The following is a 21821-nucleotide window of genomic DNA, read 5'->3' as shown; positions in this document are numbered from 1 at the left end:
CGGCGAAGGGTCGCGAATCATACGCGGATGTGCGCCATCGCGCATCAGAGACTAGCTGATCGATGGCCGGTTATTTCTTTTTCCGCCGACCGGCACCGCCGAGTTTGATCAGGCGCAGCGCGGCTTCGGCCAGCACCGTGCGTTTATCGTCCTTGTCGAGTTTTTTCCAGGCTTTGATCTCGCGCTTGCTGCGACCGCAACCGAGGCAGATGTCGTCGGAGAATTTGCAGAGGCTGATGCAGGGGTCTTTGGTGGAACTCATTTGATATTCCTGGCTTACGCTAAACCCTGTGGGAGCGAGCTTGCTCGCGAAGGCGGCACCTCAGATACATCATCTTTGAATGACACTCCGCTTTCGCGAGCAAGCTCGCTCCCACAGGGCCATCATTATTCACGGAAATTTCGCTCAGTCCTTGAACTCGCGCCGTTCGGCCTCGATCGCTTCGGCCAGTGCGCGGGCCTCGGCTTCTTCTTCGCTGAGTTCAGGTTCTGGCTGCTCAAGGGCGGCAACCGCGGCCAGGAGCTTCTCGCGGGCCTCGGCCACGCCGAGAATATCTTCTTCCGGTTCAGCGTCCGGCGCGGTTTCAACTTCAACTTCAATAAGCGGCTCGGCGAGCTCGCTTTCAAGCTCGGGCGGCGGCGCTTCGCCATCCACCGCATCACGCAGCAAGTCGTCGAAGTCGGTCTTGATCCCCTCCTCCATGCTGTCCAGCTCCAGCAGCAGGGAATGGAAACTGGTTTCTTCCTTCTCCTCCTCCGGCTCGGCGCTGGCGTCGGCCAGTTCCTGCAGACTCTGCGGCACCGGCACGTCGTCGAAGTCGAGCACCGGTTCGGCTTCCATCTCGCGCAGTTCGGCCAGCGGCGGCAGGTCTTCGAGGTTTTTCAGGTTGAAGTGGTCGAGAAACGCCTTGGTCGTGGCGAACATCGCCGGTTTGCCCGGCACGTCGCGATAGCCGACGACGCGAATCCACTCACGCTCGAGCAAGGTCTTGACGATGTTGCTGTTGACCGCCACGCCCCGCACATCTTCGATTTCGCCGCGGGTGATCGGCTGGCGATAGGCGATCAACGCGATGGTTTCCAGCAAGGCGCGGGAATAGCGCTGCGGGCGCTCTTCCCAGAGACGGCCGACCCACGGCGAGAACTTCTCGCGGATCTGCAAGCGATAGCCCGACGAGACTTCCTTGAGCTCAAAGGCGCGGCCCTCGCAGGACTTGCCGAGCAGGGTCAGGGCTTTCTTGAAGACCGCCGGCTCCGGCCGCTCGCCTTCTTCGAACAGTTCAAACAGGCGCTCAAGGGATTGCGGCTTTCCCGAGGCCAACAGAAAGGCTTCAAGCAGGGGTGCCAGCTCGCGGGGTTCAGTCAGGTTCATACAGGGACTCGTTATTCGGCTCGGGCTCGCACGTGGATCGCAGCGAACGGCTCATTCTGCACCAGCTCGACCAAGGATTCCTTGACCAGTTCAAGGATCGCCATAAAGGTCACCACCACACCGAGGCGGCCTTCTTCGGCGGTGAACAGCTCGACAAACGGCACGAAGCCGCCGCCCTTGAGCCTTTCCAGCACATCACTCATGCGCTCGCGGGTGGACAGCGCTTCACGGCTGACCTGGTGGCTTTCGAACATGTCGCCACGGCGCAGGACTTCGGCCATGCACATCAGGATCTCTTCCAGCGCGACGTCGGGCAACAGCTTGCGCGCCCGCGCTTCCGGTGCGTCGAGCTTGGGCACGATCACATCGCGACCGACCCGGCTCAAGCCGTCGATGCCTTCGGCGGCGGCCTTGAAGCGCTCGTATTCCTGCAAGCGGCGGATCAGTTCAGCGCGCGGGTCGTCTTCTTCATCTTCAACGGTTTCGGCGCGCGGCAGAAGCATGCGCGATTTGATCTCGGCGAGCATCGCCGCCATCACCAGATACTCGGCGGCCAGTTCCAGACGTACCGACTGCATCAACTCGACGTAGCCCATGTACTGGCGAGTGATTTCCGCCACCGGGATGTCGAGGATGTTGATGTTCTGTTTGCGGATCAGGTACAGCAGCAGGTCGAGCGGGCCTTCAAAGGCTTCAAGAAAGACTTCCAGCGCATCCGGCGGGATGTACAAGTCCAGCGGCATTTCCATGACCGCTTGGCCATAGACCATCGCAAACGGCAGCTCCTGCTGGGCGCCGGCCTGGGGATCGACCACGGTTTCCACTGCGGACATTCAGGCCTCGACCATGAACGGCGTCGGATCGCCGCAACCGACGCGGACCACTTCCGGGTCGTCGCCGGTCAGGTCAATCACCGTCGAGGCCTTGATACCGCCAAAGCCGCCGTCGATGATCAGATCGACCTGATGCTCAAGCAACTGGCGCATTTCGTAGGGATCGCTGAGTGGGTCTTCGTCGCCGGGCATGATCAGCGTCACGCTCATCAGCGGCTCGCCGAGTTCGGCCAGCAGCGCCAAGGCGATCGGATGGCTGGGCACGCGCAGGCCGATGGTGCGCTTCTTCGGATGCAGCAACAGGCGCGGCACTTCGCGGGTGGCATTGAGAATAAAGGTGTACGGCCCCGGCAGGTGCGCCTTGAGAATGCGGAAGGTGCCGGTGTCGATCTTGGCGTAATTGCCCAGCTGCGACAGGTCGCTGCAGATCAGCGCGAAGTTGTGTTTTTCGTCGAGCTGACGCAGACGTCGCACGCGCTCGATGGCGGTCTTGTCGCCGATCTGGCAACCGATGGCGTAGGACGAGTCCGTGGGATAAATCACCACCCCGCCCTTGCGGATGATCTCGACCGCCTGTTTGATCAGGCGCGCTTGCGGGTTTTCCGGATGTATCTGGAAAAATTGACTCACATTCTCTACCTGTTCAGACGGCGGCAATATCTGTGTCATGTTTGAACCGACACCACAGGGGTGGAAGGTCCTCGGGAACCGGCCGGTACTGGCCGATCTCGGACCAGCCGCCAGGGCCATGGAAGTCACTGCCGGCGCTGACCAGCAGACCGAACTCACGGGCAAGGATCGCCAGGCTGCCCACCTGCTCTGCGGGCTGATGGCCATTGACCACCTCGATAGCATGCCCGCCTGCTTGAATATAGTCGGCAATCAGCTTTCGGCGCTTGCTACGGGTGAAATCGTAGTGCCAGGGATGCGCCAGGCTGACCCAGGCACCGGCGGCGCGCAGGGTGCCGACGGTGTCTTCCAGGGTCGGCCAGTGCAGCTTGACGTCGCCGAGCTTGCCGGCGCCGAGCCATTTGCGAAACGCCTCGGCGCGATCCTTTACATAACCTTCACGCACCATCCAGTCGGCAAAATGCGGCCGGGCTGGCGCGTTGCCGCTGTCGCCCAGTTCTTGCTGGATCTGCCGGGCGCCATCGAGGGCACCGGGCATGCCCTTGAGGGCGAGCTTGCGGCTTATTTCTTCCGACCGCAGCCAGCGGCCATCGTGCAATTTGGCGATTGCTTCGACCAACGGCGCGGCGTTGACGTCGAAACCGTAGCCCAGCACATGAATGGTCGCCCCGCCCCAGGTGCAGGACAATTCGACGCCGTTGACCAGTTGCATGCCCAACTCGGTGGCGGCAGTACGCGCCTCGGCGAGCCCCTCAAGGGTGTCGTGGTCGGTCAACGCCAGGACTCGCACGCCGTTTTCGAACGCACGCGCAACCAGAACCGCGGGCGCCAGGGCGCCGTCGGAGGCCGTGCTATGGCAGTGCAAATCAACATTCACGGGGAGTTGTAACCTCAAATCAGCTGGCGCTATCGCGCGCCCATATGTTTGTTATTATGCCGCCACATCCAGCTTCTGGCTCTCACTGTGAAACAATTCATCGATTTCATCCCGCTTCTGCTGTTCTTCATCGTTTACAAACTTGATCCACGGGTCGTCGACATTGCCGGCCAGCAAGTGACCGTAGGCGGTATCTACAGCGCCACGGCGATGCTGATCATCAGCTCGCTGGTGGTATACGGCGCGCTGTTCATCAAGCAGCGCAAGCTGGAAAAGAGCCAGTGGCTGACGCTGATTGCCTGCCTGGTATTCGGCAGCCTGACGCTGGCCTTCCACAGCGAAACCTTCCTGAAATGGAAGGCGCCGGTGGTCAACTGGCTGTTCGCTGCGGCCTTCATCGGCAGCCACTTCATCGGTGACCGCCTGCTGATCAAACGCATCATGGGCCACGCGCTGACCCTGCCGGACCCGGTCTGGACGCGCCTGAACATCGCCTGGATCGCGTTCTTCCTGTTCTGCGGCGCCGCCAACCTGTTCGTCGCCTTCACCTTCCAGAGCATCTGGGTTGATTTCAAGGTATTCGGCAGCCTGGGCATGACCGTGCTGTTCCTGGTCGCACAGGGCATCTACCTGTCGCGCCACCTGCATGACACCGATACCACAACGCCAAAAACCGAGGACTGACATGCTCTACGCCATCATTGCCACCGACGTTGCCAACTCGCTCGAAGCTCGCCTGTCCGCGCGCCCGGCGCATCTGGAACGCCTGCAAGCGCTCAAGGGCGAAGGCCGCATCGTGCTGGCCGGCCCGCACCCGGCCGTCGACAGCAATGATCCGGGCGCAGCGGGTTTCACCGGCAGCCTGATCGTCGCCGAGTTCGACTCCCTCAGCGCCGCACAGGCCTGGGCCGATGCCGATCCGTACATCGCCGCTGGCGTTTACGCCAATGTGATCGTCAAGCCGTTCAAGCAAGTCCTGCCTTAAGTCCTTCCACGCGATGAACCTTCTCGGTTCATCGCGCTCTCAATCGCTCATTATTCTCGTTTGCCTGCCGACAACCTGCCCAATATCCATTAGGAAACAGGTGTCGCGATGCGCAAGGGTCCGTTGTGTCTGATGTTGCTCACGTTGTCGATCATGGCGCCCGCCCATGGTGAGGAAACCACCGAAGGCGGCAGCTCGACGCCATTGTCATTGAGCGCCGGCAGCCAGATCACCGAGCTGCAACAGCGACTCAAGGCCAGTGAACAGCAGCGCGAAGAACTGAACAAACAACTGCAGAATGCCGACAACACCCGCGAAAGCGCCCAGCTCGCCCGGCTGCGCCAGGAGAACCAGCGTCTGAAGCTGCAACTCAAGGAAGCCCAGGCCAGCCCGTTGCCGCGTTTGCTGACCGATCAACAGCAGTGGTTCGTCACTGGCGCCGGGGTAGCGCTATTGGCGCTGCTCTGCGGTATCTTTGCCAGTGGTGCAAGCCGAAAACGTCGGCAATGGCTAAATTGAGTGAGTCATGAGCGAGCTGTTACTGATTGATGATGACCAGGAGTTGTGCGAACTCCTGAGTAGCTGGTTGAGCCAGGAAGGCTTCCAGGTACGCGCCTGCCACGACGGCCAGAGCGCGCGCAAGGCGTTGGCCGAAACCGCCCCGGCGGCGGTAGTGCTGGACGTAATGCTGCCCGACGGCAGCGGTCTGGAACTGCTCAAGCAACTGCGCAACGACCACGCCGACCTGCCGGTGCTGATGCTGTCAGCGCGTGGCGAACCGCTGGACCGTATCCTCGGCCTTGAACTGGGCGCCGACGATTACCTGGCCAAACCCTGCGACCCCCGCGAACTGACCGCGCGCCTGCGCGCCGTGTTGCGCCGCAGCCACCCGGCCGCCGTATCGACGCAACTTGAGCTGGGCGACCTGAGTTTCAGCCCGGTGCGCGGCGTGGTCAGCATCGACGAAAAAGAACTGACCCTGACCGTCTCCGAAAGCCGCCTGCTCGAAGCACTGCTCAAGCAGCCCGGCGAGCCGCTGGACAAACAGGAACTGGCGCAACTGGCCCTCGGCCGCAAGCTGACCCTGTACGACCGCAGCCTCGACATGCACGTCAGCAACCTGCGCAAAAAAATCGGCCCCCACCCCGACGGCCGCCCACGCATCGTTGCGTTGCGTAGCCGGGGTTACTACTACAGCCTCTGAAGAGCCCTCCCTGTACTGATCGTTCCCACGCTCTGCGTGGGAATGCAGCCGGGGACGGTCCGCGTCCCACAGCCGGAAGATCGCAGCCTTCGGCAGCTTTTACACAGAATTTGTGTCAGGCCGGGCACGAAGCGTCTTTACCGAAGCTTTACGCTGCGCTGACCGCCGCTGACCTTGATCTGCGTAATCTGCACTCATCCGGAACGTACCGGGAACGAGACAAGGAGATACACCATGCGCAAGACTCTTATCGCTCTGATGTTCGCAGCCGCTCTGCCAACCGTGGCCATGGCCATGCCGCAGGATGGCGGTCCGCTGGGTGGTCCGCTGGATGGCCCGCGCCACGGCGGTCAGATGCACGGCGGCATGCACGGCAAAGGCCCGTACAGCCAGCTCGATCTGACCCGCGAACAGCGCGAGCAGATTCGCAAGATCATGGGCGAGCAGATGCACGAGCGTAAGCAGGTGGTCGACAAGTACCTGGAAAAACTCTCGCCGGCCGACCAGAAAGCCATGAAGGACGAGATCGCGGCCAACCACAAGAAAGCCGAGTCCGATGTCCGTGCACTGCTTAAGCCCGAGCAACAAAAGCAGTTCGACGAGATCCAGAAGAAACGCGCCGAACGCCGCGCCGAATGGGCCGAGTTCAAGGCCTGGAAAGCGCAGCAGGCACAAAAGGCGCAATAATGTTCTGACGTCAGGCTCGACGGTTCACTCCGTCGGCCTGTTTTCATCATTTACTGTGGGAGCGAGCCTGCTCGCGAAAGCGGTGTATCAGACGCAGAAATGTTGACTGACATACCGCATTCGCGAGCAAGCTCGCTCCCACAGGGTTTTGTGATTTTCGAGGAGTTTCTGTGCGTTCACTGTTCTGGCGGATTCTTGCGAGCTTCTGGCTGGCCATCGCTCTGGTAGCCGGGCTGTCGATTCTGCTCGGGCACATGCTCAATCAGGACGCATGGATTCTCAGCCGCCATCCCGGCCTCAACACGCTGGCGGCAGAATGGACGCAGACTTACGAAGCCCAAGGCGAAGAAGCTGCGCAGGACATCCTCGAACAACGCAAACGCCAGTATCACATCGACGTTCAGGTGCTTAACGAAACCGGCGATCCGGTGGTGCGTGGCACCTTTCCGCGCCGCGCCGCAGCATTCGAAGCGCGGCAGAACAACGATGACCGCCGGCTACCATGGCGGCGTCTGACCGACGAGATCACCAGTGAAAAAACCGGTGACACTTACCTGTTCATCTACCGCATCCCACACCCGGAACTCGACGCCTGGCACCGCGAAAGCCTGCTCTGGCCGCTGAGTGCGCTGGGTATTGCGCTGGTGGTGCTGACCCTGTTCAGTTTGCTCGTGACCTTCTCCATCACTCGCCCACTGAGTCGCTTGCGCGGCGCGGTGCATGATCTGGGGCAGACCACTTATCAGCAGAACAGCCTGGCGAAACTGGCCAACCGCCGTGACGAATTCGGCGTGCTGGCCACCGATTTCAACCGCATGGGCGCGCGCCTGCAAAGCCTCATCGGCAGTCAGCGGCAGTTGCTGCGGGATGTCTCCCATGAATTGCGTTCGCCCCTGGCGCGCCTGCGCATCGCGTTGGCCTTGGCTGAGCGCGCCAACCCGCAAGAGCGCGAAAAACTGTGGCCACGGCTGACCCGCGAATGCGACCGGTTGGAGGCGTTGATCAGTGAAATTCTGGTGCTGGCGCGAGTCGATGCCGACAACGCCAGCGCTGAAGAAGTGGACCTGAACGCGTTGCTCGCCACGCTGCAAAAGGATGCGCAGCTCAGCTCGCCCGAGCAGACCGTACGCCTGCAAGCCGAGCCGCAGCTGAATCTCAAAGGCTGGCCGACGATGATCGAACGCGCGGTAGATAATCTGCTGCGCAACGCGCAACGCTTCAACCCGAGCGATCAGCCGATCGAATTGCAGGCTGCGCGGCAGGGTGAGCGAATTGTCATCAGCGTGCGCGACCATGGGCCCGGGGTTCAGACCGAACATCTGAGTCAGTTGGGCGAACCGTTTTACCGGGCGCCGGGACAAACGGCTGCCGGGCATGGATTAGGACTGGCGATCGCCAAACGCGCGGCGGAACGGCATGGCGGCACGCTGACGCTGGCCAATCATCCGCAGGGCGGCTTTGTGGCGAGTCTGGAATTGCCGCTGGTGCCGGGAGTCGTGGTCCAGCCCTGAAGCAAAAAATGTGGGAGCGAGCCTGCTCGCGAGAGCGGTGTGTCAGTCAACCAATATGACTACTGACACTGCGTCTTCGCGATCAGGCTCGCTCCCACAGTTTGAAATCGGGGTCAGGCTTTAGCGGGCCAGGCGCTGACGAACTCAGCCAGATCAACCTTCTCCGCCACGCGCGGCTCTTTCTGCGGCGTGCCGAGATAGAGGAACGCGATCACCTCTTCACCCTCCTCCAGCCCCAAACCTTCGGCCACATGCCTGGAGTACGCCAGATCCCCGGTGCGCCACACCGCACCAATCCCCTGCGCATACGCCGCCAGCAAGATCCCGTGCGCCGCGCAGCCGGCTGTAAGCAATTGCTCGGCCTTCGGATATTTCACGTGTTCCTGCAACTTTGCGATGACCACGACCACCAACGGCGCGCGCAGTGGGCCATTGCGGGCCTTGTCGATCATCGCTTCGGTGACTTCGCCGCCCTGCTGGCGAGCCGCCTCGGCGAGCAGCTCGCCCATTTGCTCACGCGCCGCGCCTTCGACGGTCAAAAAGCGGTACGGCTGCAAGTGCCCGTGATCCGGGGCACGCAGGGCCGCGCCGAACAGGGCTTCGCGCTGCTCGGCAGTGGGGGCCGGTTCGACCAGTCGGGGAACGGAAACACGGTTGAGCAAAGCGTCGAGAGCCTGCATCGGCCACCTCCTTTGAAAAATGTGCGGCTATTCTAGCTGCAACTGCGCAGCGCCTGCCGGTTTACATGCCTTGCCCCGCAGGTAGAATGGCGCCCTTCTTCCACCAGCCCGAGCGGATTTCATGGCGTTGCCGACCTTACGGACCATTGGTTTCATCATCGGCATTTTCCTGATCACCCTGGCTGTGGCCATGGTCGTGCCGATGGCCACGCTGGTGATTTTCGAGCGCACCAGCGACCTGCCGTCATTCCTCTGGGCGAGCATGATCACCTTCGTCGCCGGCCTCGCGCTGGTGATTCCCGGCCGCCCCGAACACGTTCATCTGCGCCCGCGCGACATGTATTTGCTGACGGTCAGCAGCTGGCTGGTGGTGTGTATTTTCGCCGCGCTGCCGTTTCTGCTGACCCAGCACATCAGCTACACCGACTCGTTCTTTGAAAGCATGTCCGGCATCACCGCCACCGGCTCCACCGTGCTCAATCATCTGGACAGCATGTCGCCGGGCATCCTGATGTGGCGCTCGATGCTGCACTGGATCGGCGGCATCGGCTTTATCGGCATGGCGGTGGCGATTCTGCCGCTGCTGCGCATCGGTGGCATGCGCCTGTTCCAGACCGAATCCTCGGATCGTTCGGAAAAGGTCATGCCGCGCTCGCACATGGTGGCGCGGCTGATCGTGGCGGCGTACGTCGGCATCACCATTCTCGGCAGCCTGGCGTTCTGGTGGGCCGGGATGAGTCCGTTCGATGCGATCAACCACGCGATGTCGGCGATTTCCACCGGCGGTTTCTCGACCTCCGACCAGTCGCTGGCGAAGTGGACGCAACCGGCGGTGCACTGGGTGGCCATCGTCATCATGATTCTCGGTAGCCTGCCGTTCACCTTGTACGTGGCGACCTTGCGCGGCAATCGCAAAGCGTTGATCCGTGATCAACAGGTGCAAGGCTTGCTGGCAATGTTGCTGGTGACCTGGCTGGTGCTCGGCACCTGGTACTGGTGGACGACCAAGCTGCACTGGCTGGAAGCACTGCGGCATGTGGCGTTGAACGTGACCTCGGTGGTCACCACCACCGGTTTCGCCCTCGGTGACTACAGCCTGTGGGGCAATTTCTCGCTGATGCTGTTTTTCTATCTGGGCTTCGTCGGCGGTTGCTCAGGTTCGACGGCGGGCGGGATCAAGATTTTCCGTTTCCAGGTCGCCTACATCCTGCTCAAGGCCAACCTTAATCAGCTGATCCACCCGCGCGCGGTGATCAAGCAGAAGTACAACGGTCACCGCCTCGACGAAGAAATTGTCCGTTCGATCCTGACCTTCTCGTTTTTCTTCGCCATCACCATCTGCGTGATCGCCCTGCTGCTGTCGCTGCTCGGGGTCGACTGGATGACCGCGCTGACCGGCGCCGCCAGTACCGTGTCCGGCGTCGGCCCGGGTCTGGGCGAAACCATCGGCCCGGCCGGCAACTTCGCGACGCTGCCGGATGCGGCGAAGTGGATTCTGTCGTTCGGCATGCTGCTCGGCCGATTGGAGATCATTACGGTGTTTGTGCTGTGTATTCCGGCGTTCTGGCGTCATTGACCGCATCTGGCACTTGCGTCAGGCGCAAGCGGTACTCGCCGGGCGTGGTGTCAAACCAGCGGCGGAAGGCGCGGAAGAAGTTGCTCGGGTCGGCAAAGCCCAACAGGTAGGCGATTTCCAGCAAGGTCATGCTCGGTTGCGCCAGATATTGTTCGGCGAGTTCGCGCCGGGTGTCGTCGAGCAACTGCTGAAAACTGGTGCCTTCCTCCTGTAAGCGCCGCTGTAGAGTGCGCTGGGAGAGATGCAACGTTTGAGCCACGGTGTCGCGCTTGGGCTCGCCCTGGGGCAGCAAACGACACAACACTTGGCGTGCCCGATGCGTCACGCGACTTTCGGAAAACCGCGCCAGATATTCCCCGGCAAAACGGTCATGCAACAGCGCCATGGCTTCGTTGGCCGTCGGCAGCGGCGCCTCCATATCGGCACGTTCGAAGATCAACGCATCGTAAGGCGCGTTGAACACCAGCGGTGCATGGAAGGCTTCTTTATAAGGTTGCAGGTTGGCTGGTTGATCGCCCTGAACCAACACTTTGACCGGGTGCAGTGGACGCCCGGTCAGCCAGCCGCACAGCGCCAGTGCGCAGGCCAGCGACGCTTCGGCACTTTGCCGGGTCGGCGGCAAATGATCGCCGTGCACAGTGAGAATCAGCGCGTAACCTTCATCGAGCCGGCGAAAACTCAGGTCAGCGCTTTCGGCGATGATGCGCTGATAGCGCACCAGACGCTGGAAGCCTTCAGCCAGGGTATTGCTCGACATCAGCGCGTAACCGGCGACGTGAAACGAGGCCGGGCGCACCACTTTGCCCATGTTCAGGCCGATCGCCGGGTTGCCGGAAACCTCCACCGCGCGCTGCCAGAGCCGGGTCATCGAGTCCTGCGGGAAACGCGCATCCGGATCTTCGAGGGCGCTGAAATCCAGCCCCAGTTGTTTGAACAGAACCCGGCAATCCAGGCCGTCCATCTCCAGTGCTTTGACAATCCCCATCGCCCAGCTTGCAGAAGTCGTTCGTTCGCTCATGGTTGTTATTCTTTTACATGACGGGCTGCAGATAACCGCCCTATTTGCGAAGGATACTAAAGTGGCGCCGATTGTCACTGGCCCACGCCAATGATCACTCTAGACTCAAATAAGCTACCCGACGCACAACTTGTCGCCAGAACAATCACCACAGAGAACGCGGTCGTGGAAAACATCAAGCAGTTCAACAGCTTCGCCGAGTTCTACCCTTATTACCTCGCCGAGCACAGCAACAGTACCTGCCGTCGTCTGCATTTCATCGGCACTTCTCTGGTCATCTTCATTCTCGCCCTGAGCATCGCCAAGGGCGCCTGGCTGCTGTTGCTGGCCTTGCCGCTGGCCGGTTACAGCTTTGCCTGGATCGGCCATTTCTTTTTCGAGAAAAACCGCCCGGCGACGTTTCAGCATCCGCTGTACAGCCTGTTCGGCGATTTCGTCATGTACCGCGACATGATTCTCGGTCGCGTGGCGTTCTGAATGAGGATCTGCCCATGAATGCCCATGCTCGTTTCACCCATATGAAGGACGGCACCGAGGAAGACTGGGCGATCATCGCCGCCGATTTCAGCGCGTACGCCAAGCAGCTGCCGTCGCGGATTCTCGCGCACCTGAAACTGCTTGAAGGCGACTTCGGCGGTTTCCCGGTGGATCGCCTGACCCACTCGCTGCAAACCGCGACCCGCGCCTTTCGCGACGGGCGTGACGAGGAATACGTGGTCTGCGCGCTGTTGCATGACATTGGTGACACCCTCGGCTCCTACAACCATCCGGACATCGCCGCAGCGATTCTCAAGCCATTCGTGAGTGCGGAAAATCTGTGGATGGTGGAGAAGCACGGGATCTTTCAGGGCTATTACTTCTTTCATCACCTGGGCATGGATCGACATTTGCGCGAGCAGTTCAAGGATCATCCGCAGTTCCAGGCGACTGCCGAGTTCTGCGCCAAATACGACGCGGCAGCGTTTGATCCGGCGTACGACACGCTGCCGCTGAGTTTCTTCGAGCCAATGATGGAAAGGCTGTTTGCGCAGCCGAAGAACTCGATTTACAAGGCTGCGATGCAAGAACACAGCCCGGCCTGAAAACACATGTGGGAGCGAGCCTGCTCGCGAAAGCGCTGTATCAGGCACAGAAGTTTTGTCTGACACTACGCCTTCGCGAGCAGGCTCGCTCCCACAGGGTTTCTCTTTCGCTCAGGCGATCTCGGCAACTTTGGCAGCTTTCAACTCCGCCTCACGCGCCTGCGCATCCGCCAGCCGATACAGCTCGATCGTGCCGTCCCAATGCTCGATCAGCGCCGTGCACGATTCGACCCAGTCGCCGCAATTGAGGTAGTCCACCTCCCCTACCTTGCGAATCTCGGCATGGTGAATGTGCCCGCAGACCACACCATGCAGTTCGCGCTTCACGCATTCGTGGGCGATGGCTTCTTCAAAGTCGCTGATGAAACTTACCGCGGTCTTGACCTTGTGTTTCAGGTACGCCGACAGCGACCAGTAACCGTAGCCATAACGGGCGCGCCAGTGATTGAGCCAGCGGTTGAGGGTCAGGGTGAATTCATAGGCCGAGTCGCCAAGAAACGCCAGCCAGCGGTGATAGCGGGTGATCACATCGAACTGATCGCCGTGGATCACCAGCAAATGCCGGCCGTCCGCCGTAACGTGTACCGCCTCGTCGACCAACTGGATATTGCCCAGAATCAGCTTCGAATAGCGCCGCAGAAATTCATCATGATTGCCGGTGACGTAAATCACCTCGGTGCCGCGCTTGCTCATGGTCAGGAGGCGGCGGATGACGTTGGTGTGCGCTTGCGGCCAGTACATGCCGCTGCGCAGTTTCCAGCCATCGATGATGTCACCGACCAGATAGACCTTGTCGGCGTGATAGCCCTTGAGAAATTGCGACAAGTGCTCGGCCTGGCAATCCCGCGTGCCCAGGTGCACATCGGAGATCCACAGGGTTCGCACCCGTTGTTTGCGACTGGGTCTGGCGAGCTCGGCGCTGGTCATGGGCAACCCTCTGCGATGTTTTCGCCAGCTTGCGCGTGCCGGGTTAATTGCCCATGACAGGCGCGAGTCAGTCGTGTGACAGCGCACATCGCAGACAAATTGAGGATTCGGATGACAGACGCGGCGGCGACAGCGCTTTAGACTGGCGCGCAATTGTTCTGTCTTTCAAGGAATGCAATGACTCCGCGTACCGCCCTCGGCGCCCTGCATATCGGCGCTTTGATGTTCGGCCTGACCGGGGTGTTCGGCAAACTTGCTGCCGCATCACCAGCGGTCATCGTTTTCGGCCGCGCGGCCTTCGCCGTGCTTGCCCTGGCCTTCTTTGCGCGATTCGCCAGTCAGAGCGGCTGGCAAAAGCTGCAAGCAGTGGATTGGCGGCGTCTGGCGCTGAGCGGCGTGTTGCTGGCCGGGCACTGGGTGAGTTTTTTCGTATCGGTGAAGATCGCCGGGGTGGCCATCGCCACCTTGGGCTTTGCCAGTTTCCCGGCGTTTACGGTGATTCTCGAAGGACTGATTTTCCGCGAACGCATCCGCGCCAATGAAATCGTCCTGGTGGTATTGGTCAGCATCGGTCTGGTGCTGGTGACCCCGGCGTTCGATCTGGGCAGCGGCGCGACCGTCGGCTTGCTTTGGGCGGTGTTGTCCGGCCTGCTGTTTTCCCTGCTGTCGCTGACCAACCGTGCCAGTTCCGGGCGCATCCCGGCGGTGCAGGCGGCGTTGTGCCAGAACGTTGTCGTGGCGTTGTGTCTGTTGCCGGCGGCGGCGCCGCAGTTGAGTCAGGTGCGAGCGCTGGACTGGTTGTGGATCGCCCTGCTGGGGGTGTTCTGCACGGGCGTGGCGCACAGCCTGTTCGTCGCCAGTCTGGCGGTGATCAAGGCGCGCACGGCAGCGGTGGTGTTCGCCATGGAGCCGGTTTACGGCATCACCCTCGCCTGGCTGCTGTTCAGCGAAACCCCGACCCTGCGCATGCTCATCGGTGGCGCGTTGATCATAGTCGCGATTGTGGTGTCGGCGCGGATGTCAGGCTCGGCCGACAAGAAAACCGTCGCCGCCGAGGCCGCCTCTCACTGAGTGCGGTCGTTGTGGCCGAGGTCGCGGTCAGGATCTATCTGATCGCGCACTCGCTGTTTCAATACCTTGGCCTCGGGAAAACCACCGTCGGCCTTGCGCTCCCAGATCTGCACACCCGCACAAGTGATGTGAAACACCCCGCCGGTGCCCGGCACCAATGACACTTTGCCCAGGTCGTCAGCGAAGGTGCTGAGCAGCTCCTGGGCCAGCCACGCCGCGCGCAGCAGCCACTGGCATTGGGTGCAATAAGTGATGACAACTTCGGCTTTGGCAACGGTCATGATCGCTGAAACTCCTGAGACAGAGGGCGCCGCTATAATAGCCGGCTTTACCGCTTGCCCCGAGACTCACAATGCGCCGTTTGCTGCTCTGCCTGCTGCTTGGTTTCCTTCCCCTGCTGGTTCTCGCCAGTGAGGCGCCACGACCGAAAGTCGGCCTGGTGCTGTCCGGCGGCGCTGCGCGCGGGCTGGCGCACATCGGCGTGCTCAAGGCGCTGGAAGAACAAGGCATCAGGATCGACGCGATTGCCGGCACCAGCATGGGCGCGGTGGTCGGTGGGCTGTACGCCTCGGGCTACAAGATCGATGAACTGGAAAAGCTCGCCCTGAGCATCGACTGGCAGGCTGCACTGTCCGACGCCCCGCCGCGTGAGGACGTGCCATTTCGACGCAAGCAGGACGACCGCGATTTTCTGGTCAAACAGAAACTGAGCTTTCGCGACGACGGCAGTCTCGGCCTGCCGTTGGGGGTGATCCAGGGCCAGAATCTCGCGCTGCTGCTGGAAAGCCTGTTGGCCCACACCAGCGACACCCGCGACTTCGACAAGCTGCCAATCCCGTTCCGCGCGGTGACCACCGACATCGCCAATGGCGAAAAAGTGGTGTTTCGCAAGGGCCACCTGCCGCAAGTGATTCGCGCGAGCATGTCGATCCCCGCAGTGTTCGCCCCGGTCGAGCTTGATGGCCGGTTGTTGGTGGACGGCGGCATGACCGACAACATTCCACTGGATGTCGCGCGGGAAATGGGCGTCGACATCGCCATCGTCGTCGACATCGGCACGCCGCTGCGCAATCGCAAGCAGTTGACCACCGTGGTGGATGTGCTCAATCAGTCGATCACCCTGATGACCCGGCGCAACTCCGAAGAACAACTGGCGAGTCTGCATGCCGATGACGTGCTGATTCAGCCTGCGCTGGCTGCGTTCGGCGTGACTGATTTCGGCAAGGCGCAGGAGATGATCGATGCCGGTTATCGCGCCACGCGGATCCTCGATGCGCGTCTGGCGCAACTCAAGCCGACCGAAACCCAGGACGCCGAGCTCAACGCCGCCCGCCAACCGGGACAGCGAACGCCGATCATTACCGCCATCCGCGTCGAAAACGATTCGAAAGTCGACGATGACGTGATTCGCTATTACATCCGCCAGCCGATCGGCGCGCCGCTCGACCTGGGCCGCCTGCATTCGGACATGGGCACGTTGTACGGTCTCGATTACTTCGATCAAGTGCGCTACCGCGTGGTGCACAAAGGCCACGATCACACCCTCGTCATCAGCGCCAGCGGCAAGCGCAGCGGGACCGATTATTTGCGCGTCGGCTTGAATCTGTCGGACGACATGCGCGGCGACAGTGCTTTCAACCTCGGCGCCAGTTATCGCGTCAACGGCATCAACCGCCTCGGCGCGGAATGGCTGACCCGCGCGCAGATCGGCGACAAGCAGGAACTGTACAGCGAGTTTTATCAGCCGCTGGACGTCGGCTCGCGTTACTTCGTCGCGCCCTATGCGTCGTTCGAGGCGCAGAACGTTGACTCGGTGCTGGATAACGATCCGATCGCCCAGTATCGCGTCGAGCGGTACGGCTTCGGCCTCAACCTTGGCCGGCAGATCGGCAACAACGGTGAAGTCCGGCTCGGCGTCGGCCAGGCCTGGGGCAAGGCGGACGTGCGCATTGGCGATCAGGATCTGCCGAGCGAGAGCTTCAACGAAGGCTTCTATACCGTGAAGTATTCCTACGACTCACTGGACAACGTCTATTTTCCGCACGAGGGCAAGGACGTCAGCCTGACGTTTGCCCAGTTCGAGCCGGGCCTGGGTTCAGACAATCGCTATCGCCAATGGGAAGCGAAATTCGACAAGGCGATGAGCCACGGGCCCGACACCCTGATTCTGGGCGGACGCTACGGCCGCACGCTGGACGATGCCAACGTTGTGACTTCGAGCTTCCTGCTCGGCGGCGCGCGGCAGTTGTCGGGGTTCCGTGAGGATGCGCTGTCCGGACAGAACGTCAGCCTGATGCGCGCTGTGTATTACCGGCGCCTGACGCCGCGCTCATATTTACCGCTGGACTTTCCGCTGTACGCCGGCGCCTCACTGGAACGTGGTCGAGCGTGGAACAACGACAACGAATTCGACAGCGGCTACATCAACGCCGCGAGCGTGTTTATCGGCTTCGACACGCCGCTGGGGCCGTTGAATTTCACGTATGGCTTGAATGATGCGGACGAACAGGCGGTTTATCTGAATCTGGGGCAGACGTTCTGACGCCTTCGCGAGCAGGCTCGCTCCCACAGGGTAGAGCGCATTTCCCTGTGGGAGCGGCCTGCTCGCGAAAGCGGTCCCCGATGAGCCCGAAATCCGTGGGCGCTCAGCGAATCCCCGCCAACAACGTCCTTGCCGTCTGCTTCAACGGCTCATCCCCTTCCCTGAGCAATTCGTTGAGCAGCGCGATCGCACTGTCGATGTCACCGTCGTCGATGCAGGTTTGTGCCTGCTCGAGCTTGCCGGCGGCCTCGGTGTCGACCTCAGTGGACTCGGGTAATGGCAGATCCAGAGGTTCGAGCACCAGCGACGGCTCGGGATCGCCGAACTCATTGAGAAAGTCATCGTCGAGGGGCTGGGCGTCGGGTTCGGGGATCCATTCAAGTTCGGCTTCTTCGGCAGATTCAGCCTGTGGCAATTCGAAATCGGCGTCCACTGACAAACTGGTTCCCAGTGCCGGATCATCGATCGGCGCTGCGGCGTGATCGCTGCGGCTGTCGTTCAGATCCCAATTTGAATCCATCGACAGCTCGCCCAGATTCAATTCGAAATCATCTTCGAGAGCGCTGGGCGACGATGCGAGCGGCGCGGCCACTGCGGCTGCCGTGGCCACTGGCAGTTCGGGGGCGATTGGCGTTGCTGCAAATGCCGCCGGTGCGGCGCCTGCCAGTTTTGGATGGCGAGCGCGGGTTTCAATCAGTTCGCGCTCATCAACGCCAAGCGCACGCAGGCGGGTTTCCTGCTGGTCAAAAGCGCCGCTGTCACCCTGGCGCCCCAGGACTTCCAAAAGCTGCAAACCGAGATCGGTGCGCTCGGGCTCCTTGTGCAAAGCATCGCGCAGCAGCCCGGCGGCTTCGCTGAGTCGACCGTAGGCCAGATAGATGCCCACAGCCTCAAGCACGTCGCCGGCACCGGGTTCGTCGCGATGATCAGCGGCCGCGTGAGCACCGACAGATTGTTGAAGCTCGGGCTCGTCGTCGTCTTCTTCGGCGCCTACCGGCAAGAGCGGCAGCGGCGTGCCATCAGCTGTCGAACGGTGCTGCCGGCGGCGTATGAGCAACGCTGCCAACACGCCCAGCAGCACTATCAGTCCGCCGAGCAGAGGCCAGTTCAAGCCGTCGTCTGTCGCCTCGACCGGAGCCGAAACAGCGGACGGAGCCGGCGCGACCACGGGTGGTGACGGCGCTTTCTGCACTTCGGCCAGACGGGTTTGCAACTCTTCGACCTGCTTCTTGCCGTCAGCTATCTGCACTTGCTGCTCTTGCAGCCTGAGGTTCTGTTCGTCGAGGGTCTTTTGCAGTTGCTGGGTGAGCAGCACACTGGCCGCCAATTGCTCGGCCTGCGCATCGTTGGCAGGCGGCGCCGGCGTTGGCGGCACAGGCGCTGCAGCGCGTTTGCCTTGGGCCGCCTGGGGCGATGCGGTAACCGGTTCGACGGTTGGAAATTCAGAGGATTGCGGACGCGGATCCGGCTCGTCGGTGGCGGGCACGATGCCCGGCGAACCCGGCGGATCAATCAGCACCGTGTACTCGCGCAGCAGACGGCCATTGGGCTGATCGAGCTGCACGAGGAAATTCAGGAAAGGTTCGTTGACCGGTTTGCCGGACGTCACCCGGATCATCTGGCGGCTGCCGCGCAGGATCGGGGTGAACTTGAGGTCATTGAGAAAGAACACCCGCTCGACGCCCGCCCGGCCGAATTCATCCGCCGAAGCCAGGCTGGCCGAGAGATCGTTTTGCGTCAACGTGCCGACATCGACCAACGCGATGTCGGCCTTGAACGGCTGATTGAGGGCTGAGTGAACAGTGATTTCGCCCAACCCCAACGCCATCGACCAGGTCGAATAGCTGAATACGCCAGCGAGCAGCAGCCATTTGGCGCCCCCGCGCAGCACGTGCCGACTTGCGAGCATGAGCATCCCTTAAATAAGCAAAACCGGTTTCTATGCGTTCGCACATCCGGTACGAACACGATATTGCCCAGTAGTTCTTATAGTCGGCTTAGCGCGATCTCTCAAAAAATCACCGCCGGGATGTGCCTCAAGATTTTTCCAGGTTGGCCAGAATGTGCCCGTGTACGCGCATGCACACCTTCAAATCCGCCTCGTCGACGCCTTCGAACAATTCGTGGCGCAGCTGCGTGGCAATGGTTTCGATTTGTTCGATCAAGGGCAAGGCAGGTGCGCAGAGCACGATTTTTTTCGCCCGGCGGTCTTCCATTACGGACTGGCGTTGCACCAGTCCCTGGTTCTCCAGACTATCAAGCAAGCGCGCCAGGGTCGGGCCTTCGACGCCGACACTCTGCGCCAGTTCGCGTTGGGTCGGCGCCTCTTCAAAACGCGCCAGATGCAGCAGCACCAGCCAGCGCGCCTGCGACAGGCCCAGCCCGGCGAGACGACGATCCAGTTCGGCACGCCAGCCACGAGACATCTGGGCCAGTTGCATACCAAAGCGATGTTGATCGGTTAACGGCATAAAACACTCACGGTTAGACTGAAAATACGGAAAATCTAATTATTAGTCAGCTAAGCATGGGCGGCAGTTATAGGCAAGAGTCGCTCTGTACTGAATCGTTACAACTGCACGGGGCTTGGCGCATACGTCGTTTCACATCTCGAATTCAGACTGCAAAGCCGCCCGCACGCAATACAGCACGCCTTCCGGCACACGCCCGGCAAACAGCTCAGCCACTTCAGCGACCGACGGCAGCTCGCCCTCACCATCGAGGAACGCGTCCTGCACTTCGCCCATCAATTCCTCAGGCAAATCCAGCGCCTGCTCCAGCGACAATTGCTGCTTGCCGATGGCTTCGGCGAGCATGGCGTAGACGTTCTTCTCCGAGCATTGCAACTGCCCGGCGATCTGCAGCGGGGTCATCCCGGCGCGGGCCAGGGTGATCAGCTCGTGACGGACATCGGCGACCACCTTCGGCGCCTCCGCCTCGCCGCCGAGCACTTCCAGGAAGGCTTCACCATAGCGCTCCAGCTTGCGCGCACCGACGCCGCTGACCCGGGCCATTTCCGCCAGCGAGGTCGGTTGGCTGCGGAGCATTTCCAACAGCGTCGAGTCGGGGAAGATGACGTACGGCGGCACGCCGTGTTCTTCGGCGAGCTTGCGTCGTAATGCGCGCAAGGCTTCCCACTGTTCGCGTTCTTCGCCGCGCACCAGTTGGCTGGCCTGGCTCTTGCTGCCGGTTTTGGCGGTGACTTGCGGTTTCAGGTCGCGGCGCAGCTCCAGCTTCACTTCGCCTTTGAGCAAAGGCCGGCAACTGTCATTCAAGCGCAGACCGCCATACCCCTCGTGATCGACGTCGGCTAACCCACGCGCCACCAACTGACGGAACAGCGAGCGCCACTCGCTCTCGCTCAGCGCCTTGCCAACGCCAAACACCGACAAATGCTGATGGCCGAAGCTGCGCACCTTTTCGTTGTCCTTGCCCAGCAATACGTCGACCAGATGACCAACGCCGTAACGCTGACCGGTGCGGAAAATCGCCGACAAGGCCTGACGTGCAGGCTCGGTGGCGTCCCAGGTCTGCACGCCGTCGACACAGTTGTCGCAATGCCCGCACGGCTCTGGCATGTCTTCGTCAAAATAAGCCAGCAACGCCTGCCGGCGGCAGCGGGTTTCTTCGCACAGCGACAGCATGGCGTCGAGCTTGTGCTGTTCCAGACGTTTATGCCGTTCGTCGCCTTCGGAGTTCTGCAGCATCTGCTTGAGCATCACCACGTCTTGCAGACCGTAGGCCATCCACGCATCCGCCGGCAGCCCGTCACGGCCGCCGCGCCCGGTTTCCTGGTAATACGCCTCAAGGGATTTCGGCAGATCCAAATGCGCGACAAAGCGCACGTTAGGCTTGTCGATGCCCATGCCGAACGCCACCGTGGCAACCATGATCAGGCCTTCCTCGTTGAGGAAGCGCTTCTGGTGATAGGCGCGCAGATCGTTGGGCAGACCGGCGTGATACGGCAGCGCCGGGAAGCCTTGCTCACTGAGGAACGCCGCGACTTCTTCAACTTTCTTGCGCGACAGGCAATAAACGATGCCGGCGTCGCTGCGCCGTTCGGCGAGGAAGGCCAGTAACTGCTTGCGCGGCTGCTCCTTCGGGACGATGCGGTAGAAAATATTCGGACGGTCGAAGCTCGACAGAAAGCGCTCAGCGTTCTGCAGGTGCAGGCGATCGACGATTTCTTCACGGGTGCGCTTGTCGGCGGTCGCGGTGAGGGCAATGCGCGGAACGTTCGGGAACAGCTCTGCCAGTTGGCCGAGTTGCAGGTATTCGCGGCGGAAGTCGTGGCCCCATTGCGACACGCAATGCGCTTCGTCAATGGCGAACAAAGCGATTTCCAGGCTTTGCAGAAACGCCAGCATGCGCGGCTGCACCAAGCGCTCGGGCGCCAGATAGAGCATCTTCACTTCGCCGCGCTTGATCCGCACGGCGAGGTCGCGTTGTTGCTCGGCGCTCAGCGTGGAGTTCAGCGCAGCCGCGGCCACGCCGAGTTCTTCAAGGGTGGCGACCTGATCGTCCATCAGCGCGATCAACGGCGACACCACCACGGCCAGGCCTTCGCGCAATAGCGCCGGCACCTGAAAGCACAACGACTTGCCGCCACCGGTAGGCATCAGCACCAGCGCATCACCGCCGCTGGCCACGCGCTCAATGATCGAACCCTGACGGCCACGGAAACTGTCGTAGCCGAAGATGTCCTTGAGGACGCGTTGAGCCTGTTCGAGCATAAAAACTCCAAAAATCTACCGATACATCCCTGCTCAGGCTGGTTCAGAGCAGCCTCGGCTGCTTAAACAAAACGTAAGAACACATTGCATGAC

At 61.3% G+C, this 21821-nt stretch carries 23 protein-coding genes; 11 read left to right on the top strand and 12 right to left on the bottom strand.

From position 1 onward, the window contains the following. Positions 1-70 precede the first annotated feature (70 nt). The 5 genes from ACZZZ4_RS16230 to ACZZZ4_RS16210 all read right to left on the bottom strand — a co-directional run bounded on the left by ACZZZ4_RS16230 (position 71) and on the right by ACZZZ4_RS16210 (position 3712). Positions 71-262: a DUF1289 domain-containing protein gene (locus ACZZZ4_RS16230; protein ID WP_016771121.1), complete on the bottom strand. Its 192-nt coding sequence runs from the start codon at positions 260-262 to the stop codon at positions 71-73. Positions 263-406: 144 nt separating this feature from the next. Further along, on the bottom strand, positions 407-1372 hold the full coding sequence (scpB, locus tag ACZZZ4_RS16225) for an SMC-Scp complex subunit ScpB (protein WP_463548226.1): 966 nt from the start codon (positions 1370-1372) through the stop codon (positions 407-409). Between the two features lie 11 nt (positions 1373-1383). Beyond that, positions 1384-2082 (bottom strand): segregation and condensation protein A, encoded by a 699-nt coding sequence (locus ACZZZ4_RS16220; protein ID WP_172828192.1) that lies wholly within the window; start codon positions 2080-2082, stop codon positions 1384-1386. Positions 2083-2205: 123 nt separating this feature from the next. Next, positions 2206-2835 carry an L-threonylcarbamoyladenylate synthase gene (locus ACZZZ4_RS16215; RefSeq protein ID WP_016771124.1) on the bottom strand — a complete coding sequence of 210 codons (630 nt, stop codon included), beginning with the start codon at positions 2833-2835 and terminating at the stop codon, positions 2206-2208. A 13-nt stretch (positions 2836-2848) separates the two neighbouring features. Then, complete coding sequence (locus ACZZZ4_RS16210; RefSeq protein WP_039761090.1) at positions 2849-3712, bottom strand: PHP domain-containing protein; 864 nt, start codon at positions 3710-3712, stop codon at positions 2849-2851. 87 nt (positions 3713-3799) lie between these two features. Between ACZZZ4_RS16210 and ACZZZ4_RS16205 the strand changes: the two genes are divergently transcribed. From ACZZZ4_RS16205 to ACZZZ4_RS16180, 6 genes are all read left to right on the top strand, one after another. Further along, the gene (locus ACZZZ4_RS16205; RefSeq protein WP_042607495.1) at positions 3800-4396 is read left to right on the top strand and encodes a septation protein A; all 597 of its coding nucleotides are present in this window, start codon (positions 3800-3802) and stop codon (positions 4394-4396) included. 1 nt (position 4397) lies between these two features. Further along, entirely contained in the window at positions 4398-4697 is a 300-nt protein-coding gene (locus ACZZZ4_RS16200; protein ID WP_016771127.1) for a YciI family protein, read from the top strand. Between the two features lie 108 nt (positions 4698-4805). Further along, positions 4806-5216: an SH3 domain-containing protein gene (locus ACZZZ4_RS16195; RefSeq protein WP_039761083.1), complete on the top strand. Its 411-nt coding sequence runs from the start codon at positions 4806-4808 to the stop codon at positions 5214-5216. Positions 5217-5223: 7 nt separating this feature from the next. Further along, positions 5224-5901: a response regulator transcription factor gene (locus ACZZZ4_RS16190; RefSeq protein ID WP_016771129.1), complete on the top strand. Its 678-nt coding sequence runs from the start codon at positions 5224-5226 to the stop codon at positions 5899-5901. A gap of 234 nt (positions 5902-6135) precedes the next feature. Further along, positions 6136-6588 (top strand): Spy/CpxP family protein refolding chaperone, encoded by a 453-nt coding sequence (locus tag ACZZZ4_RS16185; RefSeq protein ID WP_042607494.1) that lies wholly within the window; start codon positions 6136-6138, stop codon positions 6586-6588. 170 nt (positions 6589-6758) lie between these two features. Then, entirely contained in the window at positions 6759-8099 is a 1341-nt protein-coding gene (locus ACZZZ4_RS16180) for a sensor histidine kinase (RefSeq protein ID WP_350571619.1), read from the top strand. Between the two features lie 113 nt (positions 8100-8212). On the opposite strand, the gene ACZZZ4_RS16175 is transcribed toward ACZZZ4_RS16180, so the two are convergent. Further along, on the bottom strand, positions 8213-8779 hold the full coding sequence (locus ACZZZ4_RS16175) for a nitroreductase family protein (RefSeq protein ID WP_039761074.1): 567 nt from the start codon (positions 8777-8779) through the stop codon (positions 8213-8215). A gap of 121 nt (positions 8780-8900) precedes the next feature. Here ACZZZ4_RS16175 and ACZZZ4_RS16170 point away from each other — a divergent pair, with 121 nt between their 5' ends. Then, the gene (locus ACZZZ4_RS16170; protein ID WP_042607491.1) at positions 8901-10355 is read left to right on the top strand and encodes a TrkH family potassium uptake protein; all 1455 of its coding nucleotides are present in this window, start codon (positions 8901-8903) and stop codon (positions 10353-10355) included. On the opposite strand, the gene ACZZZ4_RS16165 is transcribed toward ACZZZ4_RS16170, so the two are convergent. Beyond that, positions 10312-11373: an AraC family transcriptional regulator gene (locus tag ACZZZ4_RS16165; RefSeq protein ID WP_205884335.1), complete on the bottom strand. Its 1062-nt coding sequence runs from the start codon at positions 11371-11373 to the stop codon at positions 10312-10314. The genes ACZZZ4_RS16170 and ACZZZ4_RS16165 overlap by 44 nt on opposite strands. A gap of 165 nt (positions 11374-11538) precedes the next feature. Here ACZZZ4_RS16165 and ACZZZ4_RS16160 point away from each other — a divergent pair, with 165 nt between their 5' ends. Next, on the top strand, positions 11539-11850 hold the full coding sequence (locus ACZZZ4_RS16160) for an Mpo1-like protein (RefSeq protein WP_039761067.1): 312 nt from the start codon (positions 11539-11541) through the stop codon (positions 11848-11850). A gap of 14 nt (positions 11851-11864) precedes the next feature. After that, positions 11865-12455 carry an HD domain-containing protein gene (locus ACZZZ4_RS16155; RefSeq protein ID WP_434768122.1) on the top strand — a complete coding sequence of 197 codons (591 nt, stop codon included), beginning with the start codon at positions 11865-11867 and terminating at the stop codon, positions 12453-12455. Positions 12456-12566: 111 nt separating this feature from the next. Here ACZZZ4_RS16155 and ACZZZ4_RS16150 read toward each other — a convergent pair whose 3' ends face one another. Next, positions 12567-13382 (bottom strand): UDP-2,3-diacylglucosamine diphosphatase, encoded by an 816-nt coding sequence (locus ACZZZ4_RS16150; protein WP_024012063.1) that lies wholly within the window; start codon positions 13380-13382, stop codon positions 12567-12569. A 177-nt stretch (positions 13383-13559) separates the two neighbouring features. Between ACZZZ4_RS16150 and ACZZZ4_RS16145 the strand changes: the two genes are divergently transcribed. Further along, positions 13560-14453: a DMT family transporter gene (locus tag ACZZZ4_RS16145; protein WP_463548225.1), complete on the top strand. Its 894-nt coding sequence runs from the start codon at positions 13560-13562 to the stop codon at positions 14451-14453. Here ACZZZ4_RS16145 and ACZZZ4_RS16140 read toward each other — a convergent pair. After that, positions 14447-14734, bottom strand: a complete 288-nt coding sequence (locus tag ACZZZ4_RS16140; protein WP_016771139.1) for an Rdx family protein — start codon at positions 14732-14734, stop codon at positions 14447-14449. The genes ACZZZ4_RS16145 and ACZZZ4_RS16140 overlap by 7 nt on opposite strands. A 71-nt stretch (positions 14735-14805) precedes the next feature. Between ACZZZ4_RS16140 and ACZZZ4_RS16135 the strand changes: the two genes are divergently transcribed. Beyond that, on the top strand, positions 14806-16995 hold the full coding sequence (locus ACZZZ4_RS16135) for a patatin-like phospholipase family protein (RefSeq protein WP_463548224.1): 2190 nt from the start codon (positions 14806-14808) through the stop codon (positions 16993-16995). A 103-nt stretch (positions 16996-17098) separates the two neighbouring features. Here ACZZZ4_RS16135 and ACZZZ4_RS16130 read toward each other — a convergent pair whose 3' ends face one another. The 3 genes from ACZZZ4_RS16130 to recQ all read right to left on the bottom strand — a co-directional run bounded on the left by ACZZZ4_RS16130 (position 17099) and on the right by recQ (position 21728). After that, the gene (locus ACZZZ4_RS16130) at positions 17099-18904 is read right to left on the bottom strand and encodes a FimV/HubP family polar landmark protein (RefSeq protein ID WP_463548223.1); all 1806 of its coding nucleotides are present in this window, start codon (positions 18902-18904) and stop codon (positions 17099-17101) included. Positions 18905-19031: 127 nt separating this feature from the next. Then, entirely contained in the window at positions 19032-19466 is a 435-nt protein-coding gene (locus ACZZZ4_RS16125; RefSeq protein ID WP_016771142.1) for a MarR family transcriptional regulator, read from the bottom strand. A 132-nt stretch (positions 19467-19598) separates the two neighbouring features. After that, on the bottom strand, positions 19599-21728 hold the full coding sequence (gene recQ / locus ACZZZ4_RS16120) for a DNA helicase RecQ (RefSeq protein ID WP_039761055.1): 2130 nt from the start codon (positions 21726-21728) through the stop codon (positions 19599-19601). Positions 21729-21821: the final 93 nt, after the last annotated feature.

The organism is Pseudomonas sp. AC252 (genome assembly GCF_979258105.1).
Note: the sequence above shows the minus strand (reverse complement) of the source record. Positions and strands in the feature narration are given on the sequence as shown.